The organism is Streptomyces sp. NPDC088553 (assembly GCF_044752965.1).
GTDB lineage: Bacteria > Actinomycetota > Actinomycetes > Streptomycetales > Streptomycetaceae > Streptomyces.
In genome coordinates, this window is record NZ_JBIVMG010000004.1 from 20,134 (window position 1) to 39,929 (window position 19,796).

Annotated in this window: 21 protein-coding genes; 11 read left to right on the forward strand and 10 right to left on the reverse strand. The window is 72.5% G+C overall.

Annotated elements, in window-relative coordinates; all coding sequences use genetic code 11:
* The first annotated feature begins 60 nt into the window (after positions 1 to 60).
* Positions 61 to 855, forward strand: a complete 795-nt coding sequence (locus ACIP8Z_RS13090; RefSeq protein ID WP_402082411.1) for a site-2 protease family protein — start codon at positions 61 to 63, stop codon at positions 853 to 855.
* A gap of 43 nt (positions 856 to 898) precedes the next feature.
* Here ACIP8Z_RS13090 and ACIP8Z_RS13095 read toward each other — a convergent pair whose 3' ends face one another.
* Positions 899 to 1,084, reverse strand: coding sequence for a hypothetical protein (locus ACIP8Z_RS13095; RefSeq protein WP_402082414.1), 186 nt, complete (start codon positions 1,082 to 1,084; stop codon positions 899 to 901).
* Between the two features lie 101 nt (positions 1,085 to 1,185).
* Entirely contained in the window at positions 1,186 to 1,899 is a 714-nt protein-coding gene (gene npdG, locus ACIP8Z_RS13100; protein WP_402082417.1) for an NADPH-dependent F420 reductase, read from the reverse strand.
* Between the two features lie 106 nt (positions 1,900 to 2,005).
* On the opposite strand from npdG, the gene ACIP8Z_RS13105 reads away from it, so the two are divergent.
* Complete coding sequence (locus tag ACIP8Z_RS13105; RefSeq protein WP_402082419.1) at positions 2,006 to 2,608, forward strand: hypothetical protein; 603 nt, start codon at positions 2,006 to 2,008, stop codon at positions 2,606 to 2,608.
* A 96-nt stretch (positions 2,609 to 2,704) separates the two neighbouring features.
* On the forward strand, positions 2,705 to 4,021 hold the full coding sequence (locus ACIP8Z_RS13110; protein WP_402082422.1) for an MFS transporter: 1,317 nt from the start codon (positions 2,705 to 2,707) through the stop codon (positions 4,019 to 4,021).
* An 88-nt stretch (positions 4,022 to 4,109) separates the two neighbouring features.
* Here the strand turns inward: ACIP8Z_RS13110 and ACIP8Z_RS13115 are convergent, their stop codons facing one another.
* On the reverse strand, positions 4,110 to 4,349 hold the full coding sequence (locus tag ACIP8Z_RS13115; RefSeq protein WP_402082424.1) for a hypothetical protein: 240 nt from the start codon (positions 4,347 to 4,349) through the stop codon (positions 4,110 to 4,112).
* 61 nt (positions 4,350 to 4,410) lie between these two features.
* Here ACIP8Z_RS13115 and map point away from each other — a divergent pair, with 61 nt between their 5' ends.
* Positions 4,411 to 5,268, forward strand: a complete 858-nt coding sequence (map, locus tag ACIP8Z_RS13120; RefSeq protein WP_402082427.1) for a type I methionyl aminopeptidase — start codon at positions 4,411 to 4,413, stop codon at positions 5,266 to 5,268.
* 115 nt (positions 5,269 to 5,383) lie between these two features.
* Positions 5,384 to 6,034: a heme oxygenase (biliverdin-producing) gene (locus tag ACIP8Z_RS13125; protein WP_402082430.1), complete on the forward strand. Its 651-nt coding sequence runs from the start codon at positions 5,384 to 5,386 to the stop codon at positions 6,032 to 6,034.
* 50 nt (positions 6,035 to 6,084) lie between these two features.
* Here the strand turns inward: ACIP8Z_RS13125 and ACIP8Z_RS13130 are convergent, their stop codons facing one another.
* Positions 6,085 to 6,765, reverse strand: a complete 681-nt coding sequence (locus ACIP8Z_RS13130) for a PhzF family phenazine biosynthesis protein (protein ID WP_402082433.1) — start codon at positions 6,763 to 6,765, stop codon at positions 6,085 to 6,087.
* An 84-nt stretch (positions 6,766 to 6,849) separates the two neighbouring features.
* Entirely contained in the window at positions 6,850 to 7,233 is a 384-nt protein-coding gene (locus tag ACIP8Z_RS13135) for a hypothetical protein (protein WP_402082435.1), read from the reverse strand.
* 253 nt (positions 7,234 to 7,486) lie between these two features.
* On the opposite strand from ACIP8Z_RS13135, the gene efeO reads away from it, so the two are divergent.
* The 4 genes from efeO to ACIP8Z_RS13155 are packed head-to-tail and all read left to right on the forward strand — an operon-like array spanning position 7,487 to position 11,895.
* Positions 7,487 to 8,641 carry an iron uptake system protein EfeO gene (gene efeO / locus ACIP8Z_RS13140; RefSeq protein ID WP_402082437.1) on the forward strand — a complete coding sequence of 385 codons (1,155 nt, stop codon included), beginning with the start codon at positions 7,487 to 7,489 and terminating at the stop codon, positions 8,639 to 8,641.
* A 28-nt stretch (positions 8,642 to 8,669) separates the two neighbouring features.
* A complete protein-coding gene (gene efeB, locus ACIP8Z_RS13145) occupies positions 8,670 to 9,950 on the forward strand; it encodes an iron uptake transporter deferrochelatase/peroxidase subunit (protein WP_402082440.1) in 1,281 nt (426 codons plus the stop codon).
* Between the two features lie 30 nt (positions 9,951 to 9,980).
* Complete coding sequence (efeU, locus tag ACIP8Z_RS13150) at positions 9,981 to 10,862, forward strand: iron uptake transporter permease EfeU (RefSeq protein ID WP_402082441.1); 882 nt, start codon at positions 9,981 to 9,983, stop codon at positions 10,860 to 10,862.
* Positions 10,819 to 11,895, forward strand: coding sequence for a hypothetical protein (locus ACIP8Z_RS13155; RefSeq protein WP_402082444.1), 1,077 nt, complete (start codon positions 10,819 to 10,821; stop codon positions 11,893 to 11,895). Before efeU ends, ACIP8Z_RS13155 begins: the two co-directional genes overlap by 44 nt.
* Before the next feature lie 91 nt (positions 11,896 to 11,986).
* Here the strand turns inward: ACIP8Z_RS13155 and ACIP8Z_RS13160 are convergent, their stop codons facing one another.
* Together ACIP8Z_RS13160 and ACIP8Z_RS13165 are read right to left on the reverse strand one after the other, a co-directional pair.
* Positions 11,987 to 12,766, reverse strand: a complete 780-nt coding sequence (locus ACIP8Z_RS13160) for a bifunctional DNA primase/polymerase (RefSeq protein WP_402082446.1) — start codon at positions 12,764 to 12,766, stop codon at positions 11,987 to 11,989.
* Positions 12,767 to 12,881: 115 nt separating this feature from the next.
* The gene (locus tag ACIP8Z_RS13165; RefSeq protein WP_402082449.1) at positions 12,882 to 13,520 is read right to left on the reverse strand and encodes a TetR/AcrR family transcriptional regulator; all 639 of its coding nucleotides are present in this window, start codon (positions 13,518 to 13,520) and stop codon (positions 12,882 to 12,884) included.
* 171 nt (positions 13,521 to 13,691) lie between these two features.
* Here ACIP8Z_RS13165 and ddaH point away from each other — a divergent pair, with 171 nt between their 5' ends.
* Positions 13,692 to 14,537: a dimethylargininase gene (gene ddaH, locus ACIP8Z_RS13170; protein ID WP_402082452.1), complete on the forward strand. Its 846-nt coding sequence runs from the start codon at positions 13,692 to 13,694 to the stop codon at positions 14,535 to 14,537.
* A gap of 99 nt (positions 14,538 to 14,636) precedes the next feature.
* On the opposite strand, the gene ACIP8Z_RS13175 is transcribed toward ddaH, so the two are convergent.
* Entirely contained in the window at positions 14,637 to 15,620 is a 984-nt protein-coding gene (locus tag ACIP8Z_RS13175; protein WP_402082455.1) for a small ribosomal subunit Rsm22 family protein, read from the reverse strand.
* 59 nt (positions 15,621 to 15,679) lie between these two features.
* Positions 15,680 to 16,969, reverse strand: coding sequence for a Bcr/CflA family multidrug efflux MFS transporter (locus ACIP8Z_RS13180; protein WP_402082457.1), 1,290 nt, complete (start codon positions 16,967 to 16,969; stop codon positions 15,680 to 15,682).
* Between the two features lie 112 nt (positions 16,970 to 17,081).
* Here ACIP8Z_RS13180 and ACIP8Z_RS13185 point away from each other — a divergent pair, with 112 nt between their 5' ends.
* Positions 17,082 to 18,089 carry a Gfo/Idh/MocA family protein gene (locus ACIP8Z_RS13185; RefSeq protein WP_402082459.1) on the forward strand — a complete coding sequence of 336 codons (1,008 nt, stop codon included), beginning with the start codon at positions 17,082 to 17,084 and terminating at the stop codon, positions 18,087 to 18,089.
* Here ACIP8Z_RS13185 and ACIP8Z_RS13190 read toward each other — a convergent pair.
* The gene (locus ACIP8Z_RS13190; RefSeq protein ID WP_402082461.1) at positions 18,076 to 19,716 is read right to left on the reverse strand and encodes an alkaline phosphatase D family protein; all 1,641 of its coding nucleotides are present in this window, start codon (positions 19,714 to 19,716) and stop codon (positions 18,076 to 18,078) included. The two genes, ACIP8Z_RS13185 and ACIP8Z_RS13190, sit on opposite strands and share 14 nt — an antisense overlap.
* Positions 19,717 to 19,796: the final 80 nt, after the last annotated feature.

Below are 19,796 nucleotides of genomic sequence, written 5' to 3' on the forward strand. Positions count from 1 at the left end.
TACGTTTCCCGCACATCAGGCACCGAACGACGCCACCTCCGTCCCCTGGGAGCTTCCGCGATGACCACCGCCACCACCCGGCGCCACGAGCGGCGGATCAGCCCCGTCTTCCTGGCGATCCTCGCCGTCATGGCCGTCACGGGCTGGGCGGTGTGGACGGACTTCGCCGCCCTGCCCGGTCTGGCGGTCTTCCTCTTCGTGACCTCGGCGTGGGTGGTGTCGCTCTGTCTCCACGAGTACGCGCACGCCCGTACGGCTCTGCACGGCGGGGACATCACGGTCGGCGCGAAGGGATATCTGACCCTGAACCCGCTGGCGTACACCCACGCCGTCCTCAGCGTCGTCCTGCCCGTGCTGTTCGTGATCATGGGCGGGATCGGTCTGCCGGGCGGCGCGGTCTTCATCGAGCAGGGCCGGATCAAGGGCCGCTGGAAGCACAGCCTGATCTCGGCGGCGGGCCCGCTCGCGAACGTGCTGTTCGCGCTCGTCTGCACGGCCCCGTTCTGGCTCGACGCGCTCGACGGCGTCCCGCGCGCGTTCCAGTTCGCGCTGGCCTTCCTGGCGTTCCTGCAGGTGACCGCGGCGCTCCTGAACCTGCTGCCGGTGCCGGGCCTCGACGGGTACGGGATCGTCGAGCCGTGGCTGTCGTACAAGGTGAAGCGGCAGATCGAGCCGTACGCGCCGTACGGCTTCTTCATCGTGATCGCGCTGCTGTTCGTGCCGGCGGTCAACGACGGCTTCTTCGACGCGATCGACGCGCTGATGCGGTCGCTCGGAGTGCCGGAGCTGTCCCGCTACTGCGGCTCGCAGCTGTTCCGGTTCTGGCAGGAGGCGCCGGAGTTCTGCCAGGTCTGAGGCCGGTGAGCGCCCGGGGGCCGGACCGGCCTCCGGGGCCGGTCTAGGCCTGGGCGCGCGCGGTCCTCTCGACCTTCGCGCGGCGGATGTAGTACCAGGCCATGTTGGAGGACAGGCCGGCGATCAGGACCCAGACGACGCCGAGGAAGCTGCCCTCGACGAAGGAGACGACGGCCGCGGCGACGGCCAGGGCGCAGACCACGAGGGCGAAGAGGGCGAGGCGGGGCATGGGGGTCGGCTCCTGTCCGGGTACGGCTGCTGTGCCCGTCCAGTGTCCCCCATGCCCTCCGTCCGGCCCGGACCGGCTCGGGCGTTCTGCCCGGAAGCGGCTCAGATGTCGGTGACGCGCAGCCCGGCGTGGGCCTTGTAGCGGCGGTTGACCGAGATCAGGTTGGCGACGAGCGACTCGACCTGGTGGGCGTTGCGCAGCCGGCCGGCGAAGACGCCGCGCATGCCGGGGATGCGGCCGGCGAGGGCCTGGACCAGCTCGACGTCGGCGCGCTCCTCGCCGAGGACCATCACGTCCGTGTCGATCTCCTCCAGGGAGGTGTCCTGGAGGAGGACGGCGGAGAGGTGGTGGAAGGCGGCGGCGACGCGGGAGTCCGGGAGGAGCGCGGCGGCCTGCTCGGCGGCGGAGCCCTCCTCGGGCTTGAGCGCGTAGGCGCCCTTCTTGTCGAAGCCGAGCGGGTTGACGCAGTCCACGACGAGCTTGCCGACGAGCTCCTCGCGCAGGGACTCCAGGGTCTTGGCGTGGCCGTCCCACGGCACGGCGACGATCACGATGTCGCTGCGGCGGGCGCAGTCGGCGTTGTCGGCGCCCTCGACGCCGTGGCCGATCTCGGCGGCGGCCTCCTGGGCGCGGTCGGCGGCGCGGGAGCCGATGATCACCTTCTGTCCGGCCTTGGCGAGCCGGTAGGCGAGGCCCCGGCCCTGGTCGCCGGTGCCGCCGAGGACGCCGACGACGAGGCCGGAGACGTCGGGGAGGTCCCACGGGTCCTTGGGGGCGGCCTTGGCGGCGGGGGAGCTGGGAGTCGAGGAAGTCATGGACCCGACACTACCGAGCGGTCGGCCCGCCGGGGCGGCTCCCGTACGGGTGGAACCACCACAACCGGCCACGCGAGGACCTGTGGCTGGTGCAGGATGCGGGGCCATGGATGCCGTACGGGTCGCGTTGCTGCGGGAAGTGCTCGCCGGGACGGAGTGGCCGCGGGCGGCCCGCCGGTTCGCGGGCGCGCTCCGGTCCTCGGTCGTCCCGCACCGGGGCGGGCTGCTGCTGGTCGGCACGGCGGAGTACGAGCCCTGGCACCTGGCGGCGCACCTGGTCGACGAGTCGGCCTGGTCGGGGATCCCCGAGTTGGCGCCGACGCTGGTACGGCACCGGGTGCGGCCGGGGGATCCGGCGCATCTGGCGGTGGGGCTCGGCCGTCTTGAGGTGGCGGGGCGCGGGGCGACGCTGCTGATGGTGGCGCCGGAGCGGCCGGACGGGGGGCTGCTGCAGCGGGTGCACGACGCCCGGCGGGCGGGGGCGACGGTGCTGTCGCTCGACGGGGGCGACGAGGAGGTGCGCGGGCTGGCGCACGAGACGCTCACGGTGGCGGAGGGGGCGGAGGTCGACCTGGACACGGTGCAGCATCTGGTGAGCGCGGCGGCCGGCGAGAACAGCCTGCCGTCACCGCGGGGGAACCGCCGCTTCCGCGACCGGCTCTCGGACCTCGCGGACCGGCTGACGGCACCGCCGCCGGCGCGCTGGTAGGCGGGGGCAGGTCCGTCCGGAGCGGCCTCCTCCGGCCGGCGCAAAGGCAGGAAAATCGTTTGCCCCGTCCGGTTCGTCACCGGAGCATGACCTCTCGTGTCCCCTGCCTTCGCAAAGCTCTCCGCACTCCTGCCCGATCTGGCGCCGTGGCGCGCGTCCCGGGACTTCCGGCTCCTCTGGGTGCAGGGGCTCGTCACGTACTTCAGCAGCGCGATGGCGATGATCGCCCTGCCGCTGCAGATCAAGGAGCTGACGGGTTCACCGCTCGCCGTCGGCGCGATGGGCGCGGTCGAGCTGGTGCCGCTGGTGGTCTTCGGCCTGTACGGCGGGGCGCTCGCCGACGCCGTCGACCGGCGGAAGGTGATCCTCCTGACCGAGGCGGGGCTCGGCCTGCTCGCCGCGGTCCTGCTGGTCAACGCGCTGCTTCCGACCCCGATGCTCTGGCCGCTGTACGTGGTCGCGGCCGGCGTCTCGGCGCTCGCGGGGCTACAGCGGCCGGCCCTGGACTCGCTCCTGGCCCGGATCGTGCCGCACGAGCACCAGACCGCGGCGGCCGCGCTGAACTCGCTGCGCTGGCAGATGGGCTCGATCGCGGGTCCGGCGCTCGCGGGCCTGGTCGTGGCGTACGCGGGTCACGCGCCCGCGTACGGGGTGACGATCGTCGGATTCGCCGCCTCGGTGCTGCTGTGCCGCCGGCTCTCCCCCGCGCCGCCCGCGCGCGACGCGGAGAAGCCCTCGCTGCGGGGCATCGCGGAGGGCGCGCGGTACGCCTGGTCGAGGCCGGTGCTGCTCGGCACGTACGCGGTCGACCTCGCGGCGATGTTCTTCGCCTTCCCCAACACGATCTTCCCGTTCCTCGCGGACGAGCTGGACGCGGACTGGTCGCTCGGCCTGATGTACGCGGCGGGTTCGGTCGGCTCGCTGGTGCTGGGCCTGACCAGCGGCTGGACGTCGAAGGTGCGCCGGCACGGGCTGCTCGTGGTCGCCGGAGCAGCCGGCTGGGGTCTGGCGATCGCGGCGGCGGGCTGGTTCGGGAACATATGGCTGGTCCTGCTCTGTCTGGCCTTCGCCGGCGCCGGCGACATGCTGAGCGGCCTGGGCCGGGCGACGATCTGGAACCAGACGATCCCGGAGGAGCTGCGCGGCCGGCTCGCGGGCATCGAGGTGCTCTCGTACAGCGTCGGGCCGCAGCTGGGCCAGGTCAGAGCGGGCGCGATGGCGGGCTGGACCGGCACCCGGTCGGCCGTCTGGACGGGCGGCGTGGCCTGCGTCGCCTCGGTGGGCCTGCTCTGCCTCGCGCTCCCGAAGCTCCTCACGTACGACTCCGAGACCGACGAGGACTCGCTGCGCCGCAAGGCCCAGCAGGAAGCAGTCCGGCGGGAAGCGGCACAGCGGGAAGCGGCAGAACGGTAGACGGGCCGGCGGGACACGGCGGAGCGGGACGCGGCCGGGACCGTGTGAACGGTCCCGGCCGGCCCCGGTGGCCGGGCAGCCGAGGCCCTCAGTCCGACGGATCCTGCGTCTCGGGCTTCCCCGCCTTGTCGTGCCAGCGCGGGTCGGTCTCCCACTCCAGGTTCCGCTCGCGGGCGGTCTCCATCGCGTGGGCGGCCGCCTCGCGGCTGGCGTACGGGCCGAAGCGGTTCTTCGCCGGGCAATCGGGGCCCTCTTCGACCTTCTTGTGCTCCAGGCAGTAGTACCACTCGCCCGGTTTGCCCGCGGTGCGCTTCTTGAACAAAGCCATCGTCGTCGGCTCCTTCCTCCGAGACCATGCTGCCCCAGACCCGGTCGTTAGACTCGCTGGCATGTCTGGCCAGTCGCTTCTCGTCCCGGGGGAGCTCTCCCCCCATCGTTCCGTTCCGGGCTCCATCCGCCGCCCCGAGTACGTGGGGAAGCCCGCCCCGACCCCGTACACCGGGCCCGAGGTGCAGGATTCCGACACCATCGAGCGGATGCGGATCGCCGGCCGCATCGCCGCGCGGGCGATGGAGGAGGCCGCCAAGCACATCGCCCCGGGTGTCACCACCGACGAGCTCGACCGGGTCGCGCACGAGTACATGTGCGACCACGGCGCCTACCCGTCCACCCTCGGCTACCGCGGGTTCCCTAAGTCCCTGTGCGCCTCGATCAACGAGGTCATCTGTCACGGCATCCCGGACTCCACCGTCCTGCGGGACGGCGACATCGTGAACCTCGACGTCACGGCGTACATCAACGGCGTCCACGGCGACAACAACGCCACCTACCTCTGCGGCGACGTCGACGAGGAGTCGCGGCTGCTCGTGGAGCGGACCCGGGAGTCCCTGAACCGGGCCATCAAGGCGGTCAAGCCGGGCCGCCAGATCAACATCATCGGCCGGGTCATCGAGTCGTACGCCAAGCGCTTCGGCTACGGCGTCGTCCGTGACTTCACCGGGCACGGCATCAACTCGTCCTTCCACTCCGGCCTGATCGTCCCGCACTACGACTCGCCCCACCACACCACCGAGATCAAGACCGGCATGACCTTCACCATCGAGCCGATGCTGACGCTCGGCACCCACGACTACGACATGTGGGACGACGGCTGGACGGTCGTGACCAAGGACCGGAAGCGGACCGCGCAGTTCGAGCACACGCTCGTCGTGACGGAGACCGGGGCGGAGATCCTGACGTTGCCCTAGCCGTGCGAATGGGTAGAGCCTTTACCGACAGGACGTCGGGAACCAGTTGACTTAGGTAAGCCTAACTTGGCAGGATCGTCACTGGTTCCCGTCCCATCGGTCTCGGAGGCACGCCTTGGACACGCCCTTCTCCACGCTCATCCGTACGGCCTCGCACGAGCAGCACACGGAGGCGGAGACGTCGTCCTTCATGGGCGACCTCCTGGGCGGGCGCCTGGCCGTCGACGCCTACGCGCGCTACACCGAGCAGCTCTGGTTCGTGTACCGCGCCCTGGAGGACGGCGCGGAGGCCCTGCGTTCGGACCCCGTCGCGGGGCCCTTCATACAGCCCGAACTGTTCCGCACGGCCGCCCTGGAGCAGGACCTCGCCCATCTGCGGGGCCCCGACTGGCGCGCCGGGGTCTCCCCGCTGCCCGCCACCGTCGCGTACGCCGAGCGGGTCGCCGAGTGCGCCCGTGTCTGGCCCGCGGGGTACGTGGCCCACCACTACACGCGCTACCTGGGCGACCTGTCGGGCGGCCAGATCATCCGCGACAAGGCGGAGCGCACCTGGGGCTTCGCGCGCAAGGGCGACGGCGTCCGCTTCTACGTGTTCGACACGATCGCCAACCCGGCCGCGTTCAAGCGGGCGTACCGGGAGCTGCTCGACGGGGTGAACGCCGACGACCTGGAGAAGCAGCGGATCGTCGACGAGTGCAAGCGCGCGTTCGCCTTCAACAGCGCGGTCTTCCAGCAGCTGGGCGGGGAGTTCCCGCTGACCGCGTGAGGGTGTGCCGGGAGGACCTCGGCGCGTGAGCGTTCAGGGCCTTCACGTGCTCAGCGCGTGAGCGTTCCCTCCAGGCGGACCCGTCCGCCGAGTTCCACGATGCCGTCAGGGCCGGGGGCGGTGAGCAGCTGCGAACCCCGGCCCTGCGTGATGTTCAGGGCCCGTCCCAGCTCCGCCGTGAGCAGCAGCGCCGCCGCGCCGGTCGCCTCGTCCTCGTCGATGCCGTCGCCGCGCCCCGGGAACGCCCGCGCCCGGATCCGGCCCGCGGCCTCCTCCTCCCAGGCCCAGGCGTAGATCCAGTCGCCCGGCTCGGGCACGTCCAGCGCCTCCACCTCGGCCGCGGAGCCGTACTGGCGCAGGGTCCGCGGCGGCGCCCACTCGGCGCGCGCCTCGATCCAGGTGAACTCCCCGTCGCCGCGCACCCATACCTCGCCCGCGGGCGGGACGACGACCTCCAGGTCGAGCAGCCAGGCGGCGCCGACCAGCGGGTGTCCGGCGAACGGCAGCCGCAGGCCGGGCGTGTAGATGTCGACGATCCCGCGCTCCGGGTCGTCCACGAACACCGTCTCGCTGAAGCCGAGTTCCTTGGCGAGCGCCTGCCGGGAGGCCTCGTCGGGGTGGGTACGGGCGTCCCGTACGACTCCGAGGGCGTTCCCGTGCCGGCCGTCGCCCGCACAGAAGACCCGGAGGACGTCGATGTCGGTGGCGGCGCTGGGCACGGTCGTGTTCATGGCGGAAATTGAACCATTCCGCGGCACGTGGGCAGGGCCGCACCCGGGAATCGGGTGCGGCCCTGCCTTTCGGGGGGGGGCGGTTCAGGACTCCTTCGCGCGGCGGCGTACGGCGACGACGACGGCCGCTCCAGCCGCGGCGAGGGCGCCCGAGGCGCCGAGCAGGAGGCCGGTCGGGGCGCCCGAGCCGGTCGCCGCGAGGGAGCCCGAGCCGCCCACGGAACCGCCGCCGCCGACCGTACCGGCGCCGCCGACGGTCCCGCCGCCGCCCGTGGTGGACGAGCCGCCGGCCTCGCCGCCGCTGGTGCCGGAGCCGCCGGTCCCGCCGGGGGTCGAGGGCAGCGTGGCGTCCTCGTCGAGCGAGAAGGTCAGGGTCAGCGGGTCCGGCTCGGTGGTGGTGGCGCCGCGACGGCGGCCGCCGTCGCGGCGGCCGGGAACGTCACCTTCGTCGGCCTGCTCGTCCCGCACCCGCGGACCGGTGTCCCGCTCGTCGTGCCGAAGCGGACCGACACCATCCAGGAGGCGCGGGAAAACCGGACAATTCACCGTCCTTGACTCGCCCTTGACCGTCCCATGAGAACCCCATGAAGCCCCTGTGATCCCGCCGTGTCCGGTCCGTCGGACCTGAGAGCTGAATCACTGGACGACCGGGTATGGCTGAGGTAAGCCTCGGTTAAGTTAGGTCCGCCTCAGTCCCCTCCCCCGCGTTTCTGGAGTCCCCATGCGAGCCGTTCGCCTCTCCGTCGTCACCGCCGCCGCGACCGCGGCGGCCCTGGCAGCCGTCACGGGCTGCACCGAGAAGAGCGACGCCAAGGCGGACGACGGCACGATCACCGTGGTCGCCAAGGACGACTCCTGCGAGGTCTCCAAGAAGGAGTTCCCGGCGGGCCATGTGCAGCTGTCCGTCGAGAACCGCGGCTCCAAGGTCACCGAGGTCTACGTCCTCTACCCGGACGACCGGATCGTCACCGAGCGCGAGAACATCGGCCCCGGCACCAAGGCGAGCCTGACCGCCGAGATCAAGTCCGGCGACTACGAGATCGCCTGCAAGCCCGGCATGGTCGGCGACGGCATCCGCCAGCAGGTCAAGGCCACCGGCGGCGCGGCCGGCGTCAAGCGCTCCCCCGAGATGGACGCCGCCGTCGCCGCCTACCGCCAGTACGTCCAGGCGCAGGCCGACGCCACCCTGCCCAAGGTGAAGGTCTTCACCGACGCCGTCCGCTCCGGTGACATCGAGGCCGCGAAGAAGGCCTACGCCGAGTCCCGCATCGGCTGGGAGCGCACCGAGCCGGTCGCCGAGTCCTTCGGCGACATCGACCCCAAGGTCGACGTCCGCGAGGACGGCCTGGAGGCCGGCCAGGACCCGGCCAAGGACTGGACCGGCTGGCACCGCCTGGAGAAGGCCCTCTGGCAGGACAAGAAGATCGGCGAGCGCGAGAAGCAGCTCGCCGACCTCCTCGACAAGGACCTCGCGGACTGGGTGAAGCGGGTCGGCAAGGCCGAGATCACCCCGACCTCGATGGCCAACGGCGCCAAGGAACTCCTCGACGAGGTCGCCACCGGCAAGGTCACCGGCGAGGAGGAGCGCTACTCCCGCACCGACCTCGTCGACTTCAAGGCCAACGTCGAGGGCGCGCAGAAGTCCTTCGACCTGCTCAAGCCGGTCGCCGTGAAGAACGACCCCAAGCTCGTCGCCGACCTCGAGAAGCAGTTCGCCGCCCTGAACACGCTGCTCGACAAGTACCGCACCGACAAGAACAGCTACGTCTTCACCTCGTACGACAAGGTCGGCAAGGCCGAGCGCAAGGAGCTCTCGGACGGCGTCAACGCGCTGGCCGAGCCGCTCTCCAAGCTCTCCGCCGCCGTCGTCAAGTAACGGACAGCGAGAACGGGGAGACGCGGACATGCCCGAAGAGACCCAGGAGACCCAGGAGTCGGCGGCCCCGGCCGCCGCGCCCTCCCGCCGCACGGTCATCGCCCTGGGCGGTGCCGGGCTCGCGCTCGGTGCCGCCGCGGCGGGCGGCGCCGCCGCCCTGCTGGCCCGGGACGGGGACACCCCGGTACCGGTCGCCGACAGCGGCGCGGCCGTGCCCTTCCACGGCCCGCACCAGGCCGGCATCGCCACCGCCGTCCAGGACAGGCTGCACTTCGCCGCCTTCGACGTGACGACGACCGACCGCGCCGAACTGGTCCAGCTCCTCAAGGACTGGACGCGGGCGGCCGAGCGCATGACGGCCGGTGCCGAGGTAGGCGAGGGCGCGTACGGCGGCCTCCCGGAGGCGCCGCCGGACGACACCGGGGAGGCCCTCGGCCTCAAGCCCTCGCGTCTCACCCTCACGATCGGCTTCGGCCCCACGCTCTTCGACGGGCGTTTCGGGCTGAAGGACAAGCGGCCCGGGGCCTTGGTGGAGCTGCCCAAGTTCCCGGGCGACAACCTGGATCCGGCGCGCAGCGGCGGCGACCTCTGCGTCCAGGCGTGCGCGGACGACCCGCAGGTCGCCGTGCACGCCATCCGGAACCTGGCACGGATCGGCTTCGGCAAGGTCGCGGTGCGCTGGTCGCAGCTGGGCTTCGGCAAGACGTCCTCGACGACCCCGGACGCCCAGACCCCCCGCAACCTCTTCGGCTTCAAGGACGGCACCCGCAACATCGCGGGCACCGAGACCGAGCGGCTCGCGAAGCACGTGTGGGTCTCCGGGAAGGACGCCGAGGGACCGACCGCCTGGATGGACGGCGGCTCCTACCTCGTCGCCCGCCGTATCCGGATGAACGTCGAGACCTGGGACCGCACCCCGCTCGCCGAGCAGGAGGACATCTTCGGCCGCGACAAGCGCGAGGGCGCGCCCGTCGGCAAGGCCAAGGAGCACGACGAGCCGTTCCTGAAGGCGATGAAGCCGGACTCCCACGTCCGGCTCGCCCACCCGGACACCAACGCCGGGGCGACCATCCTGCGCCGCGGCTACTCGTTCACCGACGGCACGGACGGCCTCGGCCGCCTGGAGGCCGGGCTGTTCTTCCTGGCCTACCAGAAGGACGTGCGGACCGGCTTCATCCCGGTGCAGACCTCCCTGTCGCGGGCCGACGCCCTCAACGAGTACATCCAGCACGTGGGTTCGGCGCTGTTCGCGATCCCGCCGGGCGTCCGGGACAAGGGCGACTGGTGGGGACGGGCGCTGTTCTCGTGACACTCCACGCAACCCCGGGAGGGAACCGGCGTGTTCGGTAACTATCTGATCGGCCTGCGCGAAGGCCTCGAAGCCAGCCTGGTCGTCTGCATCCTCATCGCCTATCTGGTGAAGACCGGCCGGCGGGACGCGCTGAAGCCGATCTGGATCGGCATCGGCGTGGCCGTCGGGGTGGCTCTGGCCTTCGGCGCCGGTCTCGAGTTCGGCTCCCAGGAGCTGACCTTCGAGGCGCAGGAGCTGCTCGGCGGCTCGCTCTCGATCGTCGCGGTCGTCCTGGTGACCTGGATGGTCTTCTGGATGCGGCGCACGGCCCGGCACCTCAAGGCCGAGCTGCACGGCAAGCTGGACGCGGCCCTCCAGATGGGCACGGGCGCGCTCGTCGCCACCGCGTTCCTCGCCGTGGGCCGCGAGGGCCTGGAGACGGCGCTGTTCGTGTGGGCTTCGGTCCGGGCCTCCTCGGACGGCACGTCCGCACCGCTGGCCGGTGTCCTGCTCGGCCTGCTCACGGCGGTGTTCCTCGGTTGGCTGTTCTACCGGGGCGCGTTGAGGATCAACCTGGCCAGGTTCTTCACCTGGACCGGCGGGATGCTGGTCGTGGTGGCGGCGGGCGTCCTCGCGTACGGCGTGCACGACCTCCAGGAGGCGCGCTTCCTCGACGGTCTCGCGAACAAGGCCTTCGACATCTCGGCGACGATCCCGCCGGACAGCTGGTACGGCACGCTCCTCAAGGGCGTCTTCAACTTCCAGCCGAACCCGACGGTCCTTCAGGTCACGGTGTGGGCGCTGTATCTGGTCCCGACGCTCGCGCTGTTCCTGGCCCCGATAGGGTCGGGTCCGTCCGTGCGGGTGAAGAAGCAGAAGGCGACCGATGAGAAGGCTGACGCTGAGGCGAGCGCCGGAACGACCGCTTGAGCGGTTGTCGGCAGGACGGTCCACGCGACCCACGGGAACCGCGCGCCCCGGGCGACCCGTACGTCTCCTCGCGGCGACGGCGGCCGCGACCGTCCTCGCGCTGACGGCGAGCGGCTGCGTCACCGTGCACGGTGAGCTCGCCCTGATGCCGCCGGCCACCCAGGCCGAGGCCGCGCAGGCCCTCGCCGACTTCACGGCCGCCTACAACAGGGCCGACAAGGCGCACGACCCGGCCCTGGTGGCGGGCCGGGTCACGGGTCCGCTGGGCGAGATCAACCAGGCGGGTCTGCGCGCGCGTGCGGTGACGTCCCCCGGCGGCAACCCGAACCACCGTCCCCTGGAACTGTCGGACGCGCGCTTCGTGCTGCCCAAGAAGGCGGGCTGGCCACGCTGGTTCCTCGCGGACACCGACCCCAACATGGACACCGACGAGGGCGCCGGTGACCAGCGCTGGCTCGTCGTCTTCGTACGCAACGGGCCCCAGCAGCTGTGGGAGGCGGCCCACCTGGTGATCCTGGGCCCGTCGCAGGTGCCCGAGTTCGCCGAGGAGGACGGGTACGCGGTGCCGGTCGCCGCGGACACCGACACGCTCGCGGTCGCGCCCGAGGACCTCGGCGGGGAGTACGTCGCGTATCTGAAGGACGGGCAGCCGGGGCCGTACGCGGCGGGGCCGCACACGACGGTGCTGCGGGAGCAGCGGCAGAAGGGCGCCAAGCGCCCGGGGCTCGCCACCCAGTACCTGGACCGGGTCGCGGACCAGGGCGACTTCGCGCCGCTCGGGCTGCGGACGAAGGACGGCGGAGCGTTCGTCTTCTTCGCGACGCGGTTCTTCGAGCGGCAGACGGCGGCGCCGGGCTACCGGCCCAAGGTCGACCCCGACATCAAGGCGCTGCTGACGGGCGAGGTCAAGAACACGGTCACCAAGGAGTGGGTGTCCAACCAGGCGGTCCTGGTGAAGCCGGCGGGCACCGACCGCGACGGGGTCACGATCAGGGCCCGGCTCCAGGGCGTGGTGGGGGCGCAGGGCTCGTAGGGCCCGGTCGCCCGCCGGGCGGACCCCGGCGCGGGCCGCCGCCCGGGCCGTTCCTCGGGGCCGGTCGTCAGCGGATCAACGGGTCAGCGAATCAGCGGGTCAGCGGCCAGGCGATCTCGTGGGCCGTGTGCTCGCCGCCGCTCTCCGCCTCGCGCGCGGCCACGTGGCGGGCGCAGGCGTCCTGGAGGGTCTCCAGGAGGTTCAGCGGGTCGGGCAGCGGGTGCTCGGGGCCGCGGAGCCAGGCGACGACCGGATGGGCGCTCTCGTCCCCGGGGAGCCGGGCGGGCGGTACGAGGACGTAGCTGCCGCGGCAGTGCCAGCGGAGCCCCGGGTGCTCGTCCATGGTCTCGGGGTGGCAGTCGAGCTCACACGGCCACCACTCGTCCTCGTCCTCGGGGGTGCCGCGGGTGGCGGTGAAGAAGAGCATCCGCCCGCCGACCGTGTCGATGTCGGCGGACTCGGCGACCGGCCCGACGTCGACGCCCTCGGCGAGGAGGCGCTCCAGGGCGGCGCGGCCGGCGGCGAGCGGTACGTCGAGGACGTCGTGGACCATGCCGGTGGCGGTGATGAAGTTCGCCTCGGGCTCGTTGCGGGCCCAGCGCTCGATCTGCGCGCGGTCGGTGGTCGACTGCGTCTGCCAGGCGAAGGAGACCGGGTGCCGGGCGGGGGTGGGACACCCGATCCGCTCACAGGAACAGCTGTAGCCGACGGGGTACGCGGCGGGGGCCAGGGGCAGCCCGGCGGCGGCGACGGCCAGGAGCAGCTTCTCGCGGTCGTTCTCGTCGTCGGCCGCGGTGCGTTTCGGGCGCCTGCGCAGCCACTGTGCGAGTTTGCTCTCCGTGCCGCGGTAGCGGTCGATCCCGTCGCCCATCTATCCCCTCACACCTCATGCTCGCCCGTTCGGCTCTGCCCATGGTCCCACCATCCTGCGCCCTGGGTGACCGGAGTGCGGAACCGGGGTGTGGAACCGGTGTGCGACGGACGTTTCAGGCCCTCGGCGCGAGGCCGCGCAGGGCGAGGTCGACGAGGCTGTCGGCGTACGCGTGGGTCAGCGGCCGGGTGCGGTGGAGCCAGCGGTGGTGGAGCGGTCCGACGAGGAGTTCGAGGGCGATCCGGGGGTCGATGGCGGGGTCCACGTCGCCGGCCGCCTGGGCCGCCTCGATGCGGCGGGCGTAGTACTGGAGCTGCGGTTCGAGGAGCGCCTCGGTGAAGCGGGCGCCGAGCTCGGGGTCGACGATGCCCTCGGCGGCGAGGGCGCGCGTGGGAGCGTCGAAGGCCGGGTCGTTCATCTCGTCGACGGTGGCGCGCAGGACGTACTTGAGGTCGGCGGCGAGGTCTCCGGTGTCGGGGATCCCACTGGCCCCTTCCCCGCCGCGGGCGTCCTCGCGCCCAGCTGCCTCGCTGGCCCGGGTCGCGAGGTCCAGGAAGGCGTCGAGGAGGACGGCGGCCTTGGAGGGCCACCAGCGGTAGATGGTCTGCTTGCCGACCCCGGCGCGGGCGGCGATGCCCTCGATGGTGGTCTTCGCGTAGCCGGTCTCGGAGACGAGGGCGAGGGCGGCGTCGAAGATGGCGCGGCGGGAGCGCTCGCTGCGGCGGGAGGCGTCGGGGGCCTTGGTGTCGGACATGCGCCCAATCTAGCAGCCTACGAGACGCTACGTCTCGCGAGTCATGGCCAGGGCCGAACCACCCGAACGGTCCACAGCGCGGCGGGCCCGGAAGGCGGACCATGGGGTCACCGATCCGGCGGATCCTCACCCCGCCGGTGCCTCTGACCGCCCGTCCGTGAGGAGCCCTCATTGCGCACCACTCCGCGCACGTCCTCGCCCCGCCGTTACCTGATGTGCCCACCCACGCACTTCACGGTGACGTACTCCATCAACCCCTGGATGGACCCCACGAAACCGGTCGACCTGCCGCTCGCCCTCGCCCAGTGGGAGGACCTGCGCGACCGCTACCGCGCCCTCGGCCACACGGTCGAACTCCTCGCCCCCGACCCGGCGCTGCCGGACATGGTCTTCGCGGCGAACGGCGCCACCGTCGTCGACGGCCGGGTCCTGGGAGCGAGGTTCGCCCACGCGGAGCGCGCGGCCGAGGCCGGGGCGCATCTGGCCTGGTTCCGAGGAAACGGTTGGGCAGCCGACGACGTACGGGCTCCGGACCACGTCAACGAGGGCGAGGGGGACTTCGCCGTCACCGCCTCCTGGATCCTCGCCGGGCGCGGCTTCCGCTCCAGCCCGCTCTCGCACGACGAGGCGCAGGAGTTCTTCGGCCGCCCGGTGATCGGCCTCGAACTGGTGGATCCGCGGTACTACCACCTGGACACGGCGCTGTGCGTCCTGGACGACGCGGGCGACGAGGTCATGTACTTCCCGGACGCCTTCTCCCCCGGCAGTCGCGCGGTGCTCGCCCGGCTCTTCCCCGACGCCCTGATCGCGACGGCCGAGGACGCGGCGGCCCTCGGCCTGAACGCGGTCAGCGACGGCCGGAACGTCCTCCTCCCCCAGGCGGCGGTGGGCCTCTTCGACCCACTGCGGCGGCGGGGCTTCGAGCCGATCGGCATGGACCTGGGTGAACTCCTCAAGGGCGGCGGCAGCGTGAAGTGCTGCACCCAGGAGCTGCGGCCCCGGCCCACGGGGTCCTAGCCCACCGGGCGTGTGGCCCCGCCCGCGGGGTCCTGGCCCACCGGGCGTCGGCGGGGGTCGGGTCGGCCCCCGCCGGCGCCCACCGCGGCCCAGGGGCTCTCAGCCCTCGTCCTCCGGCGGCCAGGAGTCGCCCCACTCCGCGTCGCGGGCCTGCTTGTAGAGCGGGCCGTGGCGCTTGGTGACCGTGTCCCGGGTCAGGCCGTCCGGGCCGCACAGTTCGAGGAGGACCAGGCCCTTGCGGAGCTGCGGCCTGCGCGTGATGCGGGAGGTCGCCGGCGCCGGCGGGAACCTGGTCGCCGCCACGTAGCTGTACTTCTCGTCCTCGTACGGCAGCGAACCGCCCTTCACCTTCCGGTGCAGCGAGGATCGGCTGACCCGGGCCGAGAAGTGGCACCAGTCCGTGCCCGGCTCGATCGGGCAGGCCCCGCTGTGCGGGCAGGGCGCGGCGACCGTGAACCCGGCCTCGATCAGCAGGGCGCGGGCCGCGATGATCCGCTCGTAGCCGTCGGGGGTGCCGGGCTCGACGATCACGACCGTCTGCGCGGCACGCGCCGCCTCGGTCACGAGCGCGGCCCGGTCGGCCTCGGTCAGCTCCTTGAGCACGTACGAGACGGTGACGAGGTCGGCGTCGGCGAGCCGCAGCGCGCCGCCGATCCTGGCCGTGCGCCACTCGGCGGCCAGGACCCCGGCGGCGAGCTCGCGCCCGAGGGCGAGGGCGGGCTCGGCCCAGTCGAGGACGGTGGTGCGGGGCGGCCGCTCCTCCCAGGCCTCGGCGACGGCCCAAGCGGCCGCGCCCGTACCGCCGCCGACGTCGGTGTGGGTACGCGGCTCCCAGTCGGGCGCCGCCTCGCGCAGGGCGCCGAGGGCGCCCCGTACCGCCTCGAAGGTCGCCGGCATCCGGTACGCGGCGTACGCGGCGACGTCGGAGCGGTCGCGCAGCACGGGGGTGTCCGTCGGGGTGGTCCCCCGGTAGTTGGCGATCAGCCGGTCGACGGCCTGGGCGGCCTGCTTGGGCGGCAGCCCGTCGAGGAGCCCGGCGAGTGCGGCGCGCAGGGAGTCGGCGGAGGGAGCGGAGGCGTTCACCGAGACAGTCTAGGCGGCGGGACCGGCGGCCTTTCCGACCCTGATCCGCCGGACAGGCCCTAGCTCCCCGTGGCCGCCTTGGTCGTCCGCCACGGCCTGCACAGGCCGAGGAAGCAGGCCAGGGCCAGCACCGCGCAGGTCAGCTGGACGACGGCCATCGGGACGGCGGTGTGCTCGCCGGCGATGCCGACGAGCGGGGAGGCGACGGCGCCGACGAGGAACGACGTCGTGCCGAGCAGCGCGGACGCGGAGCCGGCGGCGTGCGGGGTGCGCATCAGGGCCTGCGCGTTGGTGTTCGGCATGGCGAGGCCCATCGCGGACATCAGGACGAAGAGTCCGGCCGCGATCGGCACGAGCCCGACCTCACCGAAGACGCCGCTGGTCATGAGGAGCAGCGCGAGGGAGGAGACGAGGATGGTCCCGAGGCCCCAGCCGAGCGCCTTGTCGAGGCTGACGCGGCCGACGAGCAGCTTGCCGTTGATCTGGCCGACGGCGACGAGGCCGATCGAGTTGAGGCCGAAGAGCAGGCTGAAGGTCTGCGGCGAGGCCCCGTAGATCTCCTGGACGACGAACGGCGAGGCCGAGATGTAGGCGAAGAGGGCGGCGAAGGCGAGGCCGCCGGTCAGCATGTACCCGGTGAAGACGCGGTCGGCGAGCAGCCCCTTCATGGTGCGCAGGGCCTGGCCGACCCCGCCCTCGTGCCGGCGCTCGGGCGGCAGGGTCTCGGCGAGGAAGCGCCAGACGACGAGGGTGAGGAGGACGCCGATGACGGTGAGGACGTAGAAGACGCCCCGCCAGTCGGTGATCCGCAGGATCTGGCCGCCGATGAGCGGCGCGATGATCGGGGCGACGCCGGAGATCAGCATCAGGGTGGAGAAGAACCGGGCCATCTCCACGCCGTCGTACAGGTCGCGGACGACCGCGCGGGCGATGACGATGCCGGCGGCGCCGGCGAGGCCCTGGAGCAGCCGGAAGCCGATGAGCATCTCGGCGGTGGGGGCGAGGGCGCAGACGGCGGTGGCGAGGACGTACACGATCATGCCGATGAGCAGCGGGCGGCGGCGGCCCCACTTGTCGCTCATGGGGCCGACGACGAGCTGGCCGAGGGCCATGCCGGCGAGGCAGGCGGTGAGGGTGAGCTGGACGGTGGCGGCGGGGGCGTTCAGCGCGCCGGTGACCTCGGGCAGGGCCGGGAGGTACATGTCCATGGAGAGCGGGGGCAGCGCGGTGAGCCCGCCGAGGACGAGGGTCACGAGCAGCCCGGCGCGCCGGGTGGCCGCGGTGCCGGTCGACTCGGGGGCTCTTTCGGTTATGTGCCCTTGTGTTGTTTTCTGGCCGCTCTCCGGCATCGACCGCTCCATTTCGTTGAATTCTTGCCTATGCTCTCAGCTCGACCGGCATGGTCGAGACCTCTGTGGGACCGCTGGGACAGATGGGGACGGGTGAGGACGGGTGGGGATCATGAGTGAGACGGTGCGCTGGGGAATCCTGGCGACGGGCGGCATAGCGGAACGGTTCACCACGGACCTGCAGACGCTCGACGGTGCGGAGGTCGTCGCGGTGGCGTCCCGTACGGAGGCGTCCGCGAAGGCCTTCGCGGACCGGTTCGGCATCCCGCGCGCGTACGGCGACTGGGCCGGACTCTTCGCCGACGAGGACGTCGACGTGGTCTACGTGGCAACTCCCCACCACGCACACCGGGAGGCGGCCGGCCGTGCCCTGGAGGCGGGCAAGGCGGTGCTCTGCGAGAAGGCTCTCACACTCAACGCCCGCGAGGCAGAGGAACTCGTCACCCTGTCCCGGGACCGTGGCCTCTTCCTGATGGAGGCCATGTGGATGTACTGCAACCCGCTGATCCGGCGCCTCGCGGAGCTGGTCCGCGACGGGGCGATCGGCGAGATCAGGACCGTACAGGCGGACTTCGGGCTCGCGGGCCCGTTCCCGGCGGACCACCGGCTGCGGGACCCGGCGGTGGGCGGCGGGGCGCTGCTCGACCTGGGGGTGTACCCGGTGTCGTTCGCGCAGCTGCTCCTCGGTGAGCCCGACACGGTCCACGCGCACGCGCTGCTCTCGCCGGAGGGCGTCGACCTGAACACCGGCATGCTGCTCGGCTGGTCGGACTCGGGGGCGTCCGCGCTGCTGTCCTGTTCCCTCGACGCCGACACCCCGCTGACCGCCTCCGTGACGGGCTCGCTGGGCCGGATCGACATCCCGCGCGGCTTCTTCTTCCCGGAACGCTTCACCCTGCACCGCGACGGCCACGAACCGGAGGAGTTCACGTCGTCGGACGATCCCCACGCCCTCCGGCACGAGGCCGCCGAGGTCATGCGCTGCCTGCGGACGGGCGCGACGGAGTCCCCGCTCGTCCCCCTCGACGGCTCGCTCGCGGTGATGCGGACGCTCGACGCGGTACGGGACCGCGTCGGCGTCCGCTATCCGCAGGAGGAAGCGGTGGTCACGCGGGCTTGAGGCCCGGGTCGCCCGCCTCCGTGACGAAGGAGGCGGCCGTGGTGACGGGAGCGCCCTGGGTCGTCACGTACGGCACCGTACGGAAGTCGGCCCGGGCGGTCTCCTCGCCGAGCGCGACCGTCACATAGCCGCGCCGCCCGTTGAAGAACCTCAGGTGCGGGTTGGCCTGCATGAGCTTGTCGTAGTTCGACGGACGGTCGGCGCCGTCCTTGCCGCTGGTGATCGAGGTGGCGACGATCTCGGTACCGACGGTCCGTGAGGCCGGGTCGCGGAAGTCGGCCTTGATGTCGAGGCCGTAGCCGACGTGGACGTCCCCGGTGAGCACCATCAGGTTCTCGACCCCGGCGGCCCCGGCACCGGCGAGGAGCCGCCGCCGGGAGGCGGGGTAGCCGTCCCAGGAGTCCATGGAGAGCTTGAAGTCCGCGGTGGCACGGTCGCGGCGCTCGGCGAACACGACCTGCTGCGGCAGGACGTTCCAGCGGGCGCGGGAGCCGCGCCAGCCGTCGAGCAGCCACCGCTCCTGCGTGGCCCCGGTCATCGTCCGCGCAGGGTTCTCGGACTCCGGTCCCGGGACCTGCCAGCCGTCGCCGTACGCCTGGTCGGAGCGGTACTGGCGGGTGTCGAGGATGTCGAACTGGGCGAGCCGCCCGAAGCGCAGCCGTCGGTAGAGCCGCATGTCGGGCCCCTGGGGCCGTTGGGGCGTCCGGAGCGGCTGGTGCTCCCAGTAGGCGCGGTAGGCGGCGGCGCGGCGCAGCAGGAACTCCTCCGGCGGGACGTCGTTCTCGGGGGTGCCGCCCGCGTAGTTGTTCTCGGTCTCGTGGTCGTCCCAGGTGACGACGAAGGGGTGGGCGGCGTGCGCGGCGCGCAGGTCGGGGTCCGACTTGTAGAGCCCGTACCGGAGCCGGTAGTCGTCCAGGGTGAGCGTCTCGCGGTTGAAGACGGCCGGAAGGGTCCGGTCGGTGTAGGCGCGGGCGCCGCCGGTGGCGTTCACGGCGTACTCGTAGAGGTAGTCGCCGAGGTGGAAGACGACGTCGACGTCCTCCTGCGCGAGGTGGCGGTAGGCCGTGAAGTACCCGTCGTGGTACGCCTGGCAGGAGACGGCGGCGAGCTTCAGACCGGAGGTGCGGGCCCAGGGGGCGGGTGCGGTCCGCGTACGGCCGACGGCGCTGGTCCAGGCGCCGACGCGGAAGCGGTAGAAGAACTCCCGGTCGGGGTCGAGGTGCTCGACCTCGACGTGGACGGTGTGGCTGAACTCCGGGTGCGCGGTGGCCCGGCCGCGGCGCACGGTCCGGGTGAAGCGCTCGTCGCGGGCCAGCTCCCAGTGGACCGAGACCCGCTCGGCCGGCAGCCCGCCGCCGGGCTCGAAGGGGCGGGGCGCGAGCCGGGTCCACAGCAGGACGGAGCCGGGAAGCGGGTCGCCGGACGCCACGCCGAGGGTGAACGGGTCCTCGGATATGCGTCGCCCGTCGAGCTCGGCCGCGGCAGCGGAACCCGCGACCGGGAGCTGCGTGGCGAACGCGAGCGCGGCGGCGGCGCCGGTGACGGTGAGGAACCGGCGGCGGCCCAAGTGGCGTGCGGCAGAGCGGAGTTCCTCGGAATGCTCGTGAACGTCGTGTACGCGGTTCATGTGCCCCTCCCCAGACGGATGCGGTCCGTCCGTCATTCGAGGGGGGCGGGACGACCTCACGTTGTCGGGTACAGAACATC